General features: G+C 68.6%; 16 protein-coding genes. 4 read left to right on the plus strand and 12 right to left on the minus strand.

Features of this window, described 5'->3' with window-relative positions; genetic code table 11:
• Positions 1-54 precede the first annotated feature (54 nt).
• Positions 55-1026 carry an LLM class flavin-dependent oxidoreductase gene (locus tag ACWIHY_RS30615; protein ID WP_454379230.1) on the plus strand — a complete coding sequence of 324 codons (972 nt, stop codon included), beginning with the start codon at positions 55-57 and terminating at the stop codon, positions 1024-1026.
• A gap of 40 nt (positions 1027-1066) precedes the next feature.
• Here the strand turns inward: ACWIHY_RS30615 and ACWIHY_RS30620 are convergent, their stop codons facing one another.
• The 4 genes from ACWIHY_RS30620 to ACWIHY_RS30635 all read right to left on the minus strand — a co-directional run bounded on the left by ACWIHY_RS30620 (position 1067) and on the right by ACWIHY_RS30635 (position 7685).
• Positions 1067-2485: a sugar porter family MFS transporter gene (locus ACWIHY_RS30620; RefSeq protein ID WP_454379232.1), complete on the minus strand. Its 1419-nt coding sequence runs from the start codon at positions 2483-2485 to the stop codon at positions 1067-1069.
• 206 nt (positions 2486-2691) lie between these two features.
• Positions 2692-6615: an AAA family ATPase gene (locus tag ACWIHY_RS30625; protein ID WP_454379234.1), complete on the minus strand. Its 3924-nt coding sequence runs from the start codon at positions 6613-6615 to the stop codon at positions 2692-2694.
• Positions 6616-6817: 202 nt separating this feature from the next.
• Complete coding sequence (locus ACWIHY_RS30630; protein ID WP_454379236.1) at positions 6818-7033, minus strand: hypothetical protein; 216 nt, start codon at positions 7031-7033, stop codon at positions 6818-6820.
• Positions 7034-7403: 370 nt separating this feature from the next.
• Positions 7404-7685 (minus strand): acylphosphatase, encoded by a 282-nt coding sequence (locus ACWIHY_RS30635; RefSeq protein WP_454379238.1) that lies wholly within the window; start codon positions 7683-7685, stop codon positions 7404-7406.
• A 147-nt stretch (positions 7686-7832) separates the two neighbouring features.
• Between ACWIHY_RS30635 and ACWIHY_RS30640 the strand changes: the two genes are divergently transcribed.
• Complete coding sequence (locus ACWIHY_RS30640) at positions 7833-8762, plus strand: CAP domain-containing protein (RefSeq protein ID WP_454379240.1); 930 nt, start codon at positions 7833-7835, stop codon at positions 8760-8762.
• Between the two features lie 20 nt (positions 8763-8782).
• On the opposite strand, the gene ACWIHY_RS30645 is transcribed toward ACWIHY_RS30640, so the two are convergent.
• Genes ACWIHY_RS30645 through ACWIHY_RS30665 form a run of 5 tightly spaced genes read right to left on the minus strand, consistent with a single transcriptional unit; the run spans position 8783 to position 12417 of the window.
• Positions 8783-10021 carry a tyrosine-type recombinase/integrase gene (locus ACWIHY_RS30645; protein ID WP_454379242.1) on the minus strand — a complete coding sequence of 413 codons (1239 nt, stop codon included), beginning with the start codon at positions 10019-10021 and terminating at the stop codon, positions 8783-8785.
• Positions 10021-10215, minus strand: a complete 195-nt coding sequence (locus ACWIHY_RS30650; protein ID WP_215133303.1) for a helix-turn-helix transcriptional regulator — start codon at positions 10213-10215, stop codon at positions 10021-10023. The genes ACWIHY_RS30645 and ACWIHY_RS30650 overlap by 1 nt, the downstream gene beginning before the upstream one ends.
• Entirely contained in the window at positions 10212-11642 is a 1431-nt protein-coding gene (repSA, locus tag ACWIHY_RS30655) for a replication initiator protein RepSA (protein WP_454379245.1), read from the minus strand. The genes ACWIHY_RS30650 and repSA overlap by 4 nt, the downstream gene beginning before the upstream one ends.
• Positions 11639-12043 (minus strand): XRE family transcriptional regulator, encoded by a 405-nt coding sequence (locus tag ACWIHY_RS30660; RefSeq protein ID WP_454379247.1) that lies wholly within the window; start codon positions 12041-12043, stop codon positions 11639-11641. The genes repSA and ACWIHY_RS30660 overlap by 4 nt, the downstream gene beginning before the upstream one ends.
• Positions 12040-12417, minus strand: coding sequence for a hypothetical protein (locus ACWIHY_RS30665; RefSeq protein ID WP_454379249.1), 378 nt, complete (start codon positions 12415-12417; stop codon positions 12040-12042). The genes ACWIHY_RS30660 and ACWIHY_RS30665 overlap by 4 nt, the downstream gene beginning before the upstream one ends.
• Before the next feature lie 196 nt (positions 12418-12613).
• On the opposite strand from ACWIHY_RS30665, the gene ACWIHY_RS30670 reads away from it, so the two are divergent.
• Complete coding sequence (locus ACWIHY_RS30670; RefSeq protein ID WP_454379310.1) at positions 12614-12934, plus strand: putative quinol monooxygenase; 321 nt, start codon at positions 12614-12616, stop codon at positions 12932-12934.
• Positions 12931-14166 (plus strand): helix-turn-helix domain-containing protein, encoded by a 1236-nt coding sequence (locus ACWIHY_RS30675; RefSeq protein WP_454379251.1) that lies wholly within the window; start codon positions 12931-12933, stop codon positions 14164-14166. Before ACWIHY_RS30670 ends, ACWIHY_RS30675 begins: the two co-directional genes overlap by 4 nt.
• A gap of 350 nt (positions 14167-14516) precedes the next feature.
• Here the strand turns inward: ACWIHY_RS30675 and ACWIHY_RS30680 are convergent, their stop codons facing one another.
• From ACWIHY_RS30680 to ACWIHY_RS30690, 3 genes are all read right to left on the minus strand, one after another.
• The gene (locus ACWIHY_RS30680; protein ID WP_454379253.1) at positions 14517-14747 is read right to left on the minus strand and encodes a hypothetical protein; all 231 of its coding nucleotides are present in this window, start codon (positions 14745-14747) and stop codon (positions 14517-14519) included.
• Positions 14740-15519 (minus strand): hypothetical protein, encoded by a 780-nt coding sequence (locus tag ACWIHY_RS30685; protein WP_454379254.1) that lies wholly within the window; start codon positions 15517-15519, stop codon positions 14740-14742. Before ACWIHY_RS30685 ends, ACWIHY_RS30680 begins: the two co-directional genes overlap by 8 nt.
• A gap of 330 nt (positions 15520-15849) precedes the next feature.
• On the minus strand, positions 15850-16452 hold the full coding sequence (locus tag ACWIHY_RS30690; protein ID WP_454379256.1) for a flavodoxin family protein: 603 nt from the start codon (positions 16450-16452) through the stop codon (positions 15850-15852).
• Between the last annotated feature and the right edge of the window lie 41 nt (positions 16453-16493).

The raw sequence follows: 16493 nt of genomic DNA on the forward strand, positions 1-16493 counted from the left end.
CAACTAACGTCCCCCTTCGCCACACCGACACCCGGCGGAGGGGGACGTTTCGTCATGGCCTTCACAGTGGTCCGCTTCAACCTCGTCGATCCCGACGCGACCCCCGAAACGCACGCGGCCCGCTATCGTGCCGCGCTGGAGATGGCCGCGTACGCCGACGACCGCGGCATCGACACGGTGCAGACCGAGGAGCACCACGGCGCCTCGAACGGCTGGCTTCCTTCCCCCTTCGTCTTCGCCGGCGCGGTCCTCGGCGCGACGCGGCGCATCGCTGTCACCGTCTCCGCGATCATCGGTCCGCTGTACGAGCCGTTGCGGCTGGCCGAGGACATCGCCGTACTCGACCTGATCGGCAGAGGGCGCCTGGTCACGGTGGCGGGCATCGGCTACCGGCCGGAGGAGTACGAGCAGCTGGGCGTCGACTGGGGGCGGCGCGGCAGGCTCCAGGACGAGGTGCTGGAAACGCTCCTGCAGGCGTGGACCGGCGAGCCCTTCCCGTACCGCGGCAGGACCGTGCGCGTGACGCCGCGTCCGTACACCCAGCCGCACCCCCTCCTGCTGGTCGGCGGGTCGTCGCAGGCGGCGGCCCGGCGCGCGGCGCGCTTCGGTCTGCCGTTCTTCCCGAGCGCGCATCTGCCCGAGCTGGAGGCGTACTACCACGCGCGGCGGGCGGAGTTCGGGACCGAGGGCTTCTGCATGATGCCGGCGGCCGAGACGCCGCTGCTGCATGTCGCGGAGGATCCGGACCGCACATGGGCCGAGTACGGCGAGCATTTCCTGCACGAGGCGCAGACGTACGCCGCCTGGCAGTCGAAGGACATCAGGTCGGCCGTACGTTCGCGGGCGACCGGCGTCGACGAGCTGCGCGACGAGGGGGTCTATCGCGTCGTGACGCCGGACGAGTGTGTGGCGCTCGCGGCCCGGAGTCTCGTACTGCACCCGCTGTGCGGCGGGATGCCCGTCGACGAGGGCTGGCGCAGTCTGCAGCTCTTCGCGGAACACGTACTGCCCCGGCTCAACAGCTGAGCCGGGGCAGTGCCGTGTTCGAGGAGAGGGGCAGCGGGGATTAGCCCATCTCCTCCAACGCCTTGCCCTTGGTCTCCTTCACGAACTTGAGCACGAAGGGGATCGAGAGCACGGCGAAGAATGTGTAGATCACGTACGTCCCCGAGAGGTTCCACTCGGAGAGGCTCGGGAAGCTCGCGGTGATCGCCCAGTTGGCGATCCACTGGGCGGAGGCGGCGACGCCGAGCGCGGCGGCGCGGAGCCGGTTGGGGAACATCTCGCCGAGGAAGACCCAGACGACGACACCCCACGAGAGGGCGAAGAAGAGCACGAAGACGTGGGCGGCGATCAGCGCGACGATGCCCTCGGTGTGCGGCAGCTTGCCGTCGATCAGGTTCGCGGAGAAGGCCCAGGCTTCGAAGGCGAGGGCGATCGCCATACCGGTCGAGCCGATGAGTGCGAGCGGCCTGCGTCCGATGCGGTCGACGAAGACCATGGCGATCACGGTGCCGATGATGTTGATGATCGACGTCGTGAACGAGTAGAAGAACGAGTCGCTCGGGTTGATGCCGACCGACTGCCACAGGGTCGCGGAATAGTAGAAGGCGACGTTGATGCCGACGAGCTGCTGGAAGACCGAGAGGCCGATGCCGACCCAGACAATGGGCAGGAAACCGAAGCGGCTGCCGAGCAGGTCCTTGAACGTGGACTTGTGCTCGCTGCGCATCGCGTCCTCGATCTCGGCGACGCGCAGCTCGAGGTCGACGTTCTTGCCTTCGACGTCGGCCAGGATCGCCTTGGCCTTGTCGGTCTTGCCCACGGAGATCAGGAATCGCGGCGACTCGGGGATGACGAAGGAGAGCAGCCCGTAGAGCACGGCCGGAATCACCATGACGCCGAGCATGACCTGCCAGGCCTCGATGCCGAGCAGCGTGCCGCGCTGGTCGCCGTCGGCGAGGTTGAGGATGCCCCAGTTGACGAGCTGGGAGACGGCGATGCCGATGACGATGGCGGCCTGTTGGAAGGCGCCGAGGCGGCCGCGGTACGCCGGCGGGGCGACCTCGGCGATGTAGGCCGGGCCGATGACCGAGGCCATGCCGATGGCGATGCCGCCGAGCACCCGCCAGAAGGCGAGGTCCCACAGGGCGAAGGGGAGCGCGGAGCCGACGGCGCTGATCGTGAACAGCGCGGCCGCGATCTGCATGACGCGGATACGGCCGATGCGGTCGGCGATGCGGCCCGCGGTGGCGGCGCCGATGGCGCAGCCGATCAGCGCGATGGCGATGACCTGGGCGAGGGTCGCGGACCCTACGTCGTACTTGCCCCGGATGCCTTCGACCGCTCCGTTGATCACCGAGCTGTCGTAACCGAAGAGGAAACCGCCCATCGCGGCTGCCGCCGTGATGAAGATGACGTGGCCGAGGTGGTCCGGGTGGGCCGTTCGGGCTCCGGACGCCGGTGGTTGCGCAGTGCTGGTCACATCAACTCCTGGTGCCTGGCCGCGTCGCCTGGCGTGGGGGGCAAGCATTCCCAGTGGGCACAACATCGCGTTGCGCATCACTTGAAGGTAAAAACGACGTTGCCGAGACTATGCCTTCAGGTTTCGAAGTCAAGAGCAGGCGAACGTGAAATATGTGGACCCGGCGTAGCTGATTGTGTTCAAGATTTGAAGATTTGGTCGAGCGGTCAGCGAAGGCGCTGGCTGATGACCTTGGAGACGCCGTCCCCCTGCATGGACACGCCGTACAGCGCGTCCGCGACCTCCATGGTCCGCTTCTGGTGAGTGATCACGATCAGCTGCGAGCTCTCCTGGAGCTCCTCCATGATCCGGATGAGCCGCTGGAGGTTGGTGTCGTCGAGCGCCGCCTCGACCTCGTCCATCACGTAGAACGGGCTCGGCCGGGCCTTGAAGATCGACACCAGCATCGCCACCGCGGTCAGCGACCGCTCGCCGCCGGAGAGCAGGGAGAGCCGCTTGACCTTCTTGCCCGGCGGCCGGGCCTCGACGTCCACACCCGTGGTCAGCATGCTGTCGGGGTCCGTGAGGATCAGCCGGCCCTCCCCGCCCGGGAAGAGCCGTGAGAACACCCCTTCGAACTCCTTCGCCGTGTCCCGGAACGCCTCGCTGAACACCTGCTCGACGCGCTCGTCGACCTCCTTGACCACCTGCATCAGGTCGGTGCGGGTCTTCTTCAGGTCTTCCAGCTGCTCGGAGAGGAACTTGTGGCGCTCCTCCAGCGCCGCGAACTCCTCAAGGGCCAGCGGATTCACCTTCCCGAGCTGCTGGTACGCCCGTTCGGCCGCCCGGAGCCGCCTCTCCTGTTCCCCGCGCACGAACGGCCGCGGCTGGTTGCGGGGGTCCTCCGGATCGTCCGGCACCGCCTCGCCCTCCGCGGGCGGCGACGGCGGTACGGGCTGATCGGGCCCGTACTCCGCCACCAGTCCCGCCGGTTCCACGCCCAGCTCCTCCAGCGCCCTGGTCTCCAACTGCTCGATGCGCAACCGCTTCTCGGCGCCGAGCACCTCGCCCCGGTGCACCGAGTCGGTCAGCTTGTCGAGCTCGCCCTTGAGGTCCCTGCCCCGGCCGCGCTCGGCCGCCAGGCCCCTCTCCCGCTCCGCCTTTGCCGCTTCGGCCGCGGCCCGCTCCTCGGCAGCCCGTACGAGCGAGACCTCGACATGCGCCAGCAGCTGACGCGCACCGGCCGCGACAGCCGTCGCGACCCGTGCCTCGTGGCGCAGCCGGGCGCGCCGCCGCTCTGCGCGCGCCCGTGCCTCACGCTCTGCGCGCGCCCCCCGGTCGAGGGCGTCGGCCCGCCCGGCGAGGCCCTTCACCCGCTCCTCGTGCGTGCGGACCTGGAGCCGGGCCTCCATCTCGGTCTGGCGGGCGTTGGCCCCGTCGGCGGCGAGCCGGTCCCGGACAGAGGTGTCCGGTTCCTCCTCTCCGGGTGCCTCCTCGGCCACCAGCAACCGCTCGGCCAGCTCCAGTGCCTCCTCGGTGGCCCGCTCCAGCGCCTCCTGGGCGCGGGCGGCGGCAGCGGCCGACCGCTCGGCCTCGTCGGCGGCGCCGCGTGCCTGTCCGGCGAGCCGCCCGAGCTGCTGGGCGACGCCGGACTTCTCCCGGTCGGCGGCGCGGCGCCGCTGGGCCAGCTCCTCGACGAGCGCGGCGGACGCGTTACGCCGCTCCCCCGCCACGTGCTGCGCCTCCGCCAGCTCCTCGCACCGTACGGCCAGCTCCTCCAGCTCCGCGGCGGCCTCGTCGACGGAGGCCTGTACCTCCAGCAGACTCGGCGCCGCCGCCGAGCCGCCGTGCGCGAAGTACGCCCCGAGGACATCGCCCTCGGCGGTCACGGCGGTCAGCCCGGGCCGGGCGGCGATCAGATCCTCGGCGTCGTCCAGCGTGCCGACGACCACCATGTCCCGCACGAGCCGCCGCACGGCGGGCATCAGCTCATCGGGCCCCCGCACCATGTCGGCGACGACGGCTGCCCCACCGCCTTCCCGCCGGGCCGCGACCACGGCCACGCCTTCCCCGGCCAGTCCTTGTCCCCCGGCGCCGTGCGCCCGCCCCGGCACACCGGCCGGCACTACGGCCCCACCGGCAGCGCCTCCGGCTCCGGACTCGCCGCTCTCCGCGGAAGCACCCGTCTGTCCTGGCACACCGTGCACGGCACCGGTGCCACCGGCCACGCCCTCGCGATCCGGCCCGCCCACACCACGGTCAGCCGCAGGCATGCCACCCGTACCCGCAGTCGCATCCCCACGTCCGGGCGCACCGCCCTGCACGGGCACGCCACGCGCGGCCCCGGACTCCCCGCCGGGCGCAGGGCCGTCCCCCGCGTCCGACGTGGTGCCCATGACGGAGGAGGCGGCGGAACCGTCCGTGCCCGCCGGCCCACCCGGCAGGAGCACCGCCCTGCCCGCGTCCTGTTTGCGCAGCAGGCGGATCGCTTCGGCGGCCGCTGCCGGGTCAGTCACCGCGATGGCGTCGGCCGCCACGCCCAGCGCCGCCGCCACCGGGATCTCGAAGCCGGGGGTGACCGTGAGGAGTTCCGCCGCCGGGCCGAGCAAGCCGGTGAGCCGGGGCTGCGCGGTCAGCAGCGCGCCCGTCCCGTCCTTGCGCCGGAGTCCCAGGGCCAGCGCGTCGTGTCGAGCGGACGTCGCCGCCCGGCGGCGCTCCGCGGAGGTGGCCGCCTCCCGGGCCGCCGTGAGCCCGGCGTCCGCCTCGGCGAGCTCCCGCCTGGCCGCCTCGTACTGTTCGGTCAGGTCGGATTCGCCGACGTCCAGCCCCTCCACCTCGGCCCTGAGCTGCTCGTACTCCTCCTGCGCGGCCGCGGCCCGCTCCTGGGCGTCCTGGTGCGCCGCGGCCAGCCGGTCGATCTCCGCCTGCGCGGAACCGGCCCGGCTGCGCGCCGCGTTGACCTGGCCGTTCAGCCGGGCGAGCCCCTCGCGCCGGTCGGCGATGGCCCGCGCCGCGTCCTTGAGCCGGCGCTCCTCCGCCGCCAGCTCCCGCTCGAGTTCGGCCCGGTGCTCGGCCGTGTCCTCCAGAGCCCGCCGCGCCGCCTCCAGCGCGGCTTCGAGCTCCGCCTCCTGCTCCCGGACCCGCGCGGCCTCGCGCTCCATGCTTTCGGGGTCCCTGGCTTCGCGCCGCTCCTCCTCCTGCGGCGCCGTCGCGCTCTTCACCCTGGCGTCGGCGAGCGAGACCGTGCCCCGCACCCGCTCCGCCAGCTGCGACAGCTCGAACCAGGTCTGCTGCGCCCGCTGCAGTCGCGGAGCGAGGCGGCGTACCTCGTCCTCCAGCTCCGCCTCGCGCGCCAGGGCGGACCTCAGCTGGGCCTCGGCCGCGTCCTTGCGCTCCTTGAGAGCCGCCTCGTCGGCGATCTCCGCGCGCAGCGCCTCGCGCAGCTTCACCAGGTCGTCGGCGACCAGCCGCAGCCGGGAGTCGCGCAGGTCGGCCTGGATGACGGCGGCCCGCCGCGCCACGGCCGCTTGCCGGCCGAGCGGCTTCAGCTGCCGCCGCAGTTCATCGGTCAGATCCTGTACGCGCGAGAGATTCGCCTGCATCGCGTCCAGCTTCCGCAGCGCTTTCTCCTTCCGCTTACGGTGCTTGAGAACGCCCGCAGCCTCCTCGATGAACGCCCTTCGGCCCATCGGATCGGCGTGCAGTACGGAGTCGAGCTGGCCCTGCCCGACGATCACATGCATCTCTCGCCCTATACCGGAGTCCGAGAGGAGCTCCTGGATATCGAGCAGCCGGCAGGTATCCCCATTGATCTGGTATTCGCTGCCGCCGTTGCGGAACATGATCCGCGTAATGGTGACTTCGGCGTAGTCGATGGGGAGCGCACCGTCGGAGTTGTCGATGGTCAGCGAGACCTCGGCCCGGCCGAGAGGCGGCCGCCCGGTCGTCCCGGCGAAGATCACGTCCTCCATTTTGCCGCCGCGCAGCGACTTGGCCCCCTGCTCTCCCATCACCCAGGACAGGGCGTCCACCACGTTGGACTTGCCCGAACCATTGGGCCCGACGACGCAGGTGATCCCTGGTTCGAACCGCAGAGTGGTGGCCGATGCGAATGATTTGAAACCGCGGAGAGTCATGGCCTTGAGATGCACCGCCGCACTCTACCTTTCACCGTCGGTTTCACCCATGAACGTGCAGGGCACATCAGACGGTAAGGGAAGAGGTCTCCCTGCGGGACGCAAAAAAGAAGGGACGCCGAAGCGTCCCTTGCAATGTCTTGCTGATAGATCTTGAGCAGATCTCAAGCGGCTGATACGGACAGCCTGACGGGCTCGGATTCTCCTACGAGCCGTGTCAGGTGAGCGCAGGCTCCGCCTGGGGTACGTCGATGTCGATGCCGTCGAGCAGCGAATCTCCGCGGTGGTGAGCGGCGGCGCTCAGCGCGTCGTTCTCGGACTGAATCCGGTTGAGCTCGGACTCAAGATCCTGGACGCGCTGCTGAAGCCGTCGCATCTCGGCGAGGAGTCGCGGGTCGGAACCGCCGACGTAACCGAGAAGCGCCTTTGCCATGATGGATGGTCCTCCACACTGAGTGACCGACCGAAGCGGTGGTGGGTCGTGAGGGAATCGCACCCGCGGTGCTTGTCATCTCTGTTGTTCTCAATGCCAAACAGCTAAGGTGCGCGGGGCTTCCAGAGTCTCACCAAAAAGTTTGACGGTCAACACGATCACGCCCCGCATCGCTGGGCAGCCCGGGGGCGCGCAGCCGCGAATGCGCGGTGCCGCCTCTTCTGCGGGGCCCTGGGGGCGTAGAGATCATCCGTACTTCGGCAGCTTTCCACGACAACCGTTTCTTGGCAACCACCAGGTCGTTTCTGCCCCAGGCACCTGCCACGGGCATCCCCGGAATGCGCCGGCGACGCCCCTGCGCCGGGTTTGATCACCGAATCTCGAAGCCCGCATAACCGCCGCGCGGTGTGCCCCAGATCTCGGTGACTCCGTCGACCCGCCCGGGAGTGTCGGCGGAGCGCAGCCATTCCAGCAGACGGTGGCAATTGTCACGCGGACCCTCCGCCACTACCTGCACCCGGCCGTCGTCCAGATTGAGGGCGAAGCCCTCGATGCCGCCGATCTCCAGAGCGTTTGCCCTGGTGAACCAGCGGAAGCCCACTCCCTGTACACGGCCGCGTACCCAGGCAGTGAGCCTTGCATCTTCGTTCATGACTGCACGCTAACTGGCCAATTGCCCACGAGACACTTCGCCCCCACGCGTCATGGCGTACAGTCCCGACGAAATGAGGCCTCACTCATTCGGGTGAGGCGCATTGACGTTGACCACGTCGAGCAAGCATTGAGGAAGGCACAGCAGATGGGACGCCATCGTCGCTCCGCCGCCGGACCCGCAGCAGCAGACCACGCGGACGCACCGGCAGGCCGGTATCAGGGTGGTGCGCGCCGCCGGAAGAAGCGGGCCGCACCGGTACGCACCGGGCTGCTCGGTGTCTCCGCCGCCGTGGCCATGGGCGCGGTGGCCGTTGCCTCCGGGCTGGTTCCCGGCGGGGAGAACTACTCCTTCAGCGGCGACCCGGGTGACCGGGTCAGCGCCGAGGGCCCGGCCGGGCTCGAGACGCAGGGCGGCAGCACGGCGCAGCCCACGGAGCGGGTGACGACGCCCGCCGCCGAGGACACCGGACCGGCGCACGCGCCGTCGAAGTCGCCTTCCCCCAAGCCGTCCCAGCCCAAGAAGCCCGCGGACAAGCCCTCCGCGAAGCCGTCCGCCAAGCCCTCCGAGCGTCAGACGCCCGCGGACAAGCCCACGGAGAAGCCGGCCGAGACGCGGAAGCCGGCGAAGCCCGAACGCGTCGTACCCACGCCCAGCGTGAAGCCGCCGCGGGCCGGCGACGCCGTCGGCTCCGGCTCGGAGGCCGCCGCCGAAGCGGCCGTACTGACCCTGGTGAACAAGGAGCGGGCGACGGCCGGGTGCAGCCCGGTGCGGGCCGACAACTCGCTGGCCTCGCTGGCGGGGAACTTCAGCGAGGACATGGCGGCGCGCGACTTCTTCGACCACACCGACCCGGACGGGGCGACTCCCTGGGACCGCGCCGAGAAGGCGGGCATCGACGGCCTGGGCGGCGAGAACATCGCACGCGGCCAGGCCGACGCGCAGGCGGTGATGGACGCCTGGATGAACAGCGAAGGCCACCGGGCGAACATACTGAACTGCGACTACAAGACCCTGGGTGTCGGCGTGCACATGGCGCCCGGCGGCCCCTGGTGGACTCAGAACTTCGGCTTCTGAGCTTTCCGCAGGTCAACGACCTAGTCTGACGCTCGGGCCGTGTCAGGGCCGTCGGCGGCCCGAGTTTGGTGAGCGAAGACCCCATCAACGGCTGCCCGCGTCCGGGTCTCGCTGCTCGGCATCAGGTGTGTGTACGTCCGGAGGGTGTAGCCCGGATCGTGGTGCCCGAGGTACTCACTCAGTGCCTTAATGCTCTCGCCCGCGTCCAGGAGGACCGAGGCGTAGAAGTGCCGCAGCGCGTGCATGCCGTTCTCGCGTCCGGTCGTTATGCCGGCCGAACGCAGGGCGGGACGCCAGACGCGATCGTTGAAGCGGTTCCGGTTCAGCGCGAGCCCTTCAGCGCTGACGAATATGAGCGTTGCCGTCTCTGGCGGCCCGTCCACGGTCTTCCAGGGCAGCGTGACCTCCGTGGGCTTGTGCCGAGTGATGTGAGCCGCGAGCGCGAAGGCCACCGACTCGGGGAGCGGTACGTCACGCTGCTTGCCACCCTTGGGCGGGGCAAAGATGGCGCGGCTGCCGAGCAGCTTGACTTGCCGGACGGCGTGCAAGACGCCACCGAGGAAGTCGACATCCTCGACTGCGAGCCCGAAGATCTCCCCTTGTCGCAGCCCGCATCCGGCCGCAGCCTCGATCATCTCGCTGTAGCGGTCGGGAAGCTCCGAGCGCACGCTCATCACCCGCTCGTACGTCCAGGGCTTGACCTTGCGAGGGTCCAGCCGAGGAGCCTTGACCGAGCGGGCACGGCACGGGTTGTCCTTGATGACCCGGTCTTCCACGGCTGCGGTGAAGACGGTCGAGACGTGCGCGAAGATCACACGGCGGTAGCCGGGCGAGAGTCCGGCGTCCTCCATCTGCCGCATCCAGAGCCGCAGGTGCGAGGGCTGGATTGCGCCCATGGTGCGCGAGCCCAAGTAAGGGACAGCATGCAGGCGAAGCCGCATGTCGACGGCTGCCCGCGTCGACGGGTCAGTGGTCTGAGTCTTCAGCCAGCCAGTCACGTACTGCCGGAAGGTGGTCTTGCCCGCCTGCGGATCGATGTAGTCGCCGCGCGTCATGTCGGCTTCGATGTTGGCCAGCCACGCATCCGCCTTGCGCTTCTGCTTGTCGGGGAACGCCTTGCTCTTCTCCGTGCCGTCCGGAGCGATGTATCGGGCGCGGTAGCGCAAGCCGACACCGAAGCGGTCGGTCTTGACCCTGATGGACTTGCCCTCCGACCCCGGCTCGGTCTTGTACCAGCGGTCTTGAACGTGTCCAGCCATCAGGCAGCCTCTTCCATGAGGGTGGCGACCCAGGCGCGTACGTCTTCCGGGTCGTAGCGAAGGTGTCGGCCGACGCGGAAGCCCCGAGGTCCGGTGTCCTTCCGGCGCCACTGGTAGACCGTCTCGACAGGCACGCCGAGGAGGTCGGCCAGGTCGACCGGTGTCAGGTAGCGATCGGGCAGAGGCCGCTTCATGCCCACACCTCCGCGTGATCGAGGGCGGGCATGGCCGCCAGGGCTTCGCGTGCTGTGTCGCGGTTGAGCTTGAGGTCGCGGGCGATGGAGGCGGCGAGCCAGGATTCACCCGGGGTGTGGCCTTGCCCGGCGTACTCCCAGTGCGCGAGCACGAGCGTGGTGTCCTCGGTGTCGTCGTCCTGGTCGAGGTCGGGCAGGCCGCGTTCCCGGCGTTCTTGTTGGGCCCGCCAGTCGGCCCGCGCACCGCGTAAGGCCCCGAGCGTGGTCGAGTAGTGGGGGGTCTTGGTGGAGAAGTGGCCCCGGAAGCCGAGCATGTGCGACCAGTGCGCGAGCAGCCGATCGGGATAGGCGTCGTCCAGGTCCCAGCAGGCTTCGATCAGCCGCCGGGTGTGGTCGGGCAGTTCGGGATGGAGGTCCAGCTCCGAGAGTTCTCCGATGCGGCGGTCCAGGGTGCCGGTCGTCTCCGCCGCCTTGGTGGCGTACTTGGCGACGTAGGCGCCCACGGACCGTTCCGTGATGTCGGCCTGGTCCTCCAGGGCGCCGATGGGCTGGACATCGAGTTGGGTTCCCCAGCGCAGGGTTCGGGCGGGGAGTCGGCCGGCGGGCGCGAGCGGAACCGTCGCCCGTGCTGCGGCGGCGCGGATCGCGTCGTCGAGGAGTTCGACCGTCGCCCAGGCCGGGGCCGGGGTGACGGGTCCGTCCGGGCCATCGATCCGGATGATCGCGTGGAAGTGGACCGCACCGCGCTTCTGGAACTCTGCGACCTTCCCGAACGAGACCCGAGCCTCAGCCTTGCACGCGGCCTGCGTCAGCCCGGCGCGGGCGGCGACCTCGCGGCGCAGGTAGATCGTGAAGCGCTGCCACAGGGCCCCGGCATGGTTGTTCCACAGCACCGCGCCCGCGTAGTCGTAGCGCTCCGGATCAAGCGCCGTGCCCAGGGCAGGATCGTCCTCAGCGTGGGCGGCGCCGCAGCGACAGCGGCCGGACGAGGGGCGGTTGTGGACCGGACCGAACGACGGAGCGGTGAGCGTCGCGAAGCCACGGGGCCGCTCGGCCACGGTGGCGGGCACGCCTTTGCCGCCGACGAGTCCGGCCATGATCAGGTGGTAGGTGTCCCCGGCGTAGGTCCAGGCGCAGGACGGGCAGCGCGAGGCCCGGCGGTTGCCGCAGGCGATCCGCAGACGCCCGCCCGGCTCACTGCTGGTGGAATACTCGAAGAACTCCCCCGTCAGCGTGTCCACCGTCCGCGAATGACCACTCAGGTGAATGGGGTTCGCGCAGCCACCGGTACGGCGGACTTGTTCCTGCCAGCGCTCGAAGCCAGGCGAGCTGGCCACCCGCAGCAGGTCCGCGAGGGTGATCGGGTCGGTGCCCACGGCCGCCGCCACATCAGCGACAGCGGCCGGGGCCACAGGAAAGTGGTTCACGCAGCCACCTGCCCGAGCTGTTCGGAAAGGTCGCGGACCAGGGACTCCAGCGCGGCAACCCGCTGGGACAGCGAGACCACAGGCACGGGCCGGGTGAAGCCCAGTTCGTCGGGGGTAGCGCGGAAGACCGCGCAGAGCAGGACCTGATAGGTCGCTCCCGGCCGATGGGTCTCGTTCTCCCAACGGGAGACGAAGACCTTCAACGAGTTATCAGCGGCGATGTCCCAGCCCCAGTGCTCAGCCGTGAGAGTCAAGGCGCGCACGACCTTGTGCTGAGACCAGCCCCGCACCACTCGCGCTTGCCCGAGCGGGGTTTCCGGCGCCCGCAGGACACCAGACGGAGGCGGCTGTACGGAAGGAGCGGAAACGTCCGTCAGCGGTACGACTACGGAGGCAGTCATGCGGCGACCGCCTCAGAGGCCATGGCGGCCAGGTGCTGGCGGACAGGAGCCATTTCGCTTGCATCGAGCGAGAAGCGGATGATCCGGCTGTTGTCGAAGCGAGCACGGTGCTTCGCCCAGTCCTCAGAGGTGGTGATCTGGTCGGCGCATCGCTGCCAGAACACGACCAGGTCACACGTTCGCTCGATGAGCTGCGCCAGCCCCCAGCGGTTCGCGCCGTCAACCATGAACGCGGCGATCTTCGCGGGGTCCAGGTGGCGCAGGGATACGCAGTCGGAGGCGTACAGCGCCAGGATCAACGACACGTCAGGCAGGCTCGCCACAACGGCCGGAGAAAGTAACGCGGTTCGCGAAGCGGTGAGCGTCGCAGGCATGATGGGAACTCCCTTTGTGGGAAGTGCCCTGGGCGACGTTGTGATCTTGGCGGACGCACGTTGCCCGGGGCGATCTTGTCTGTAGTGGAGCAGCAATCTCAAGCTACCCGCAGAGAAACTGCGGGTCAACAGAAAAGCTGCGACTAGTAGAAGATCTCCGATTCTGCGATGCTTGAACGCAACAGGAGGAGGAGAGATGGTCAACTTTGGGTTGTTCGTCCGCTTCACGCTCAAGGACGGTGCGAGCGCGGACTTCGACGCTCTAGTCCGCGAGACCACCGCAGCGATTGAGGCGAAGGAGCCGAGGACGCTCGTCTACGCCTGCCACAAGGTGGAAGGTGCGCCGCTTGAGCGGATCTTCTTCGAGCTCTACGAGGATCACGCCGCCTTCGAGGAGCACGAGCGCCAGCCGCACACGCGCCACTTCCTGTCCGAGCGAAAGAAGTTCGTCCTCAAGACAGAGGTTGATCGAATGTCGCCGTACGCAGGCAAGTACCCGGCTGAGGCTCAGAAGTGACCGTGATCGACCCTCGCACTACCGGCCAGCGAATCAAGGAGCTGCGTCGTCAGGCCGAGATGTCCCAAAGCGATCTGGCGGCAGCGATGGGGCGTTCAGAAAGCTGGGTCTCCCAGGTTGAGCGGGGTGTGCAACCCGTTGAAAGGTTGTCGATCCTGCAAGCCCTGGCCGACGCGCTGGGGGTATCCGTACACGATGTCCGCCCCGACGCCGCAGCACCGGAAGAGCCGGAGCAGGTGCCGCAGCTAGTCAGCAATGACCTCGATGGCCTCCGTGTAGCTCTGACGGGGCACCCAGCGCTGGGAAGCCTCTTTAATGAGCCGCAGGGCGGCCCGGCAGAGACCGTGGCCGACTTCCGGTCGCAGGTCGAAGAGGCTTGGGTGCTCGCCCATGCGTCGAGCTATGCCGCGCTCAGCGACAAGCTGTCGGCCCTGTTGCCCAAGATCGAGGCCGCAGTACGCCGAGCGCCGGCCAGCGAGCGAACCGAACTTCACGCGCTCCGTGCACGCGCCTACCAGGTTGCCGCCGCCAGTTTCGTACGGCAGGACGAGGCAGATGCAGCGTGGGTTGCAGCGGACCGTGCGCTACAAGCCGCCGAGCTTGCCGGGCAGCCACTCGAAGTGGTCGCGAGCCTCTTCCGCATGGCACACGCCTTCATCCGGCAGCAGCACACCGAGCAGGCCGAGCAAGCAGCGGCCTCAGCCGTTAACGTGTTGGACCCACGAGCCGAGTCATCGGACTGCCCGCCACAGGAGCTGTCTCTCCTCGGGGCGATGAACCTCGTGCTAGCCGTGATCAATGCACGTGAGGGTAAGCGCTCCGCCACGCATGAGCACATCGCCCGTGCACGGACGATTGCCGCGCGACTCGGAGAGGACAGGAACGACTTCGACACGGAGTTCGGCCCGACGAACGTCGAGATCCACGCTGTGAGCACGGCGGTCGACCTTGGCGACGCGGGTCTGGCCCTGGACGTTGCCGAGCGAGTGAACGCAGCCAGGTTGTCGCCGGAACGCCAAGCCCGTTTCCTGCTTGACGTGGCGCGGGCACACGCGCAGCGGCGACACGTCGGCGATTCCGTTGCCGCTCTCCTCAAGGCCGAACAACTCGCGCAGGAGCAAATCCACTCCCATCACCTCGCCCGTGAGTTGATCCGTGATCTCGTCCAGCTCTCTGGCCATCGAGTGCCCAAGCCCTTGGCAGACTTGGCCGAACGAGCCGCTGCAACCTAGATCACCCAGGCGGAGCTGTTACAGGTTTCTCTACCTCTATCAAGACCCCGCGCACAGCGCGGGGCGCGCCGCCTCTGCGGCGCGGCCTGCCTCCTGTCTCCGCCCCGGCTGGCCGCGCCCGGCGGCGCGCTGCGTGCTCGGGGATGGGGAGGAAACCCGTTGTGGCTGGGGCGGTCGGCTCCACGGCTTTAGGCAGCCACTTTGGGGCGAGCCTCTAAGATCATGGCCCCGATTCGGGCTATTGCGGGCAGGCTAGGTGCTGCCCGAATCGCGGCCAGCGTAAGGGGCCATGATCACTCGCCCCAAAGCAGCTCCAGCCCAAAGCCGCTCCGCCGACCTAGTGGCGACCGCTAACCCATCTTGGCTGCGAGCTCGTCAAGGCTCATGAAGTAACGCGCATGGGTTCGAAGCAGATCGTCGCGCGTCCTCGCTGCCAGCACCACAATTTCGATGTTGGAGCGGTCACGATGGTGGCGCTCAGCTTCGAACCGCGCAGCAAGAGCGTCTCGCCGATGCTCAAATTGCTGCTCGCTAAGCAGCCGACCAGCAGAGCGGTCGTAAACGACGAGGACGTTAGTCATGGGACAAGCCTACCCAGGGCACTCCGGATTCAGTGGGCGCGATCTCCTTGATCCTTTCACGGAACCTGGCCAAGTCCTCTTGGACGTCTCTCCAGTGCGCTTGCACCTCCGGATCATCGCTGCTGACCCCTTCCGCTTCTGCCTCCTCCAACGCGTCGATCAGGTCGCTGAGCACTACCACCGACTTGACTAGAGCGATGTGCCACTGATGCCCCAACTCGCGCAGATGGCGAAAAGCCTTCATCTTCTCAGGACTGACGTCGGGAAGAACTTCCAGCTCGCCTGCAAGGCGGCTCGGCGGCTCCCCATAGCGGATGCCTCTCCCGAGTACATCCGCGAGCTTCTCGAACATGTCCGCCCACTCGTGCTGCCAACGGGTTCGAACCTGGATCTCGACGGACATGCCTTCCGGGTAAGCGATCACATGGACGGCACGATAACCATGGCTTGGCCCCGCCCGCCGATCCGTGACCTTTGGCCCCCGGTCCGAACCGGTGAACGCCTGCACAATCGTCGAGACAGCCGCATCCTGTGCCGCCCTGTTGGCGTCCAGAACGATGCGCATACCAGCGAGGTCCTGAATGCTCTTGAGCCACGAGCCTCCGTGACGCGCGAGCTTCTCCAGGATCGTGCCAGTGTTCTTCACGCGGCTTGTGGGCTCAAAGCCAAGATCGCGGACCACATCCAGAGCACGTCCCAGCATGTCGTCATAGGCCACTAGCAACTCGTTGAGCGCATCCAAGTCTTCGTCGGTCGGCTCCTCAGAAGTCACCAGACGCTCGCCAAGCCGCTGGATCTGAGACTTACTGAAAGGTAGAGGCACAGCACTGTTCTAGCAGAGCCGCAGCGGTCGCGTGGGCCGTCGCGGGGCCGTCCGAGGGCAGCCGAAGGCGACCAACGTTGACAACCGTCGACGGATAAGCCACAGGTCACAGCGTTGGTCGCTTAGGAGCCCCCAGGTCAGCGAGGCCCCACGTCACTTCTTCGGCTTCTGACCCCCACGTCCGCTCCCCCCTGAGCACGCACCAGCAAAGGCCCCCGTCCAAGGCGACGGGGGCCTTTGCTTTCGCGCACCGGGCGCGCGGGCGGAGGAAGCGGAAGGTCAGACGGCGACGGCTTCCCGGCCCGCCGTGAAGACCCTGGCGGTCTCCGCGACGCGGCGCCCGAGGTGCTCGGCGGTGGCGATGTCCGCCTTGTGCACGCCCTCGGGGCCCTCGTCGGCGTTGGTCTGGGCGCCGGCGCCCGAGAAGAAGCCGAGCCGGTTGAGGTCGTTCTCGGAACCCTCGGTGGTGTTCCAGCCGGGCTTGAGACCGAGGTTCACCCAGTGCATGGCGTGCTGGGCAGCGAGGGTCTGGAAGAACTGCAGCGTATGCAGCTTGTCGCCGCTCTTCGAGCCGGAGTTGGTGAAGCCGGCCGCCAGCTTGTTGTGCCAGGCGTCCGCGAACCAGCGCTTGGAGGTCTCCTCGGCGAACTGGTGGAAGGCGCCGGAGGCGGTCCCCATGTACGTGGGCGAGCCGAAGACGATCGCGTCGGAGGCATCGAGCAGCGCCCACTGCTCGTCGGTGATCCCGTCGACGTTGATCAGGTGGACGGTGGCGCCGGTGTCGGCAGCTCCGGCCCGGACGGCCTCGGCGACGACCGCGGTGTGGCCGTAGCCCGAGTGGTAGGCGATCGAGACTACGGGCGGAACAACAGGGGTGGTCACGGTGACGGCTCCTCGTGGTCGCTTCTGCTCAGTGGCGAGCA

Source organism: Streptomyces sp. NPDC055287, assembly GCF_053646035.1.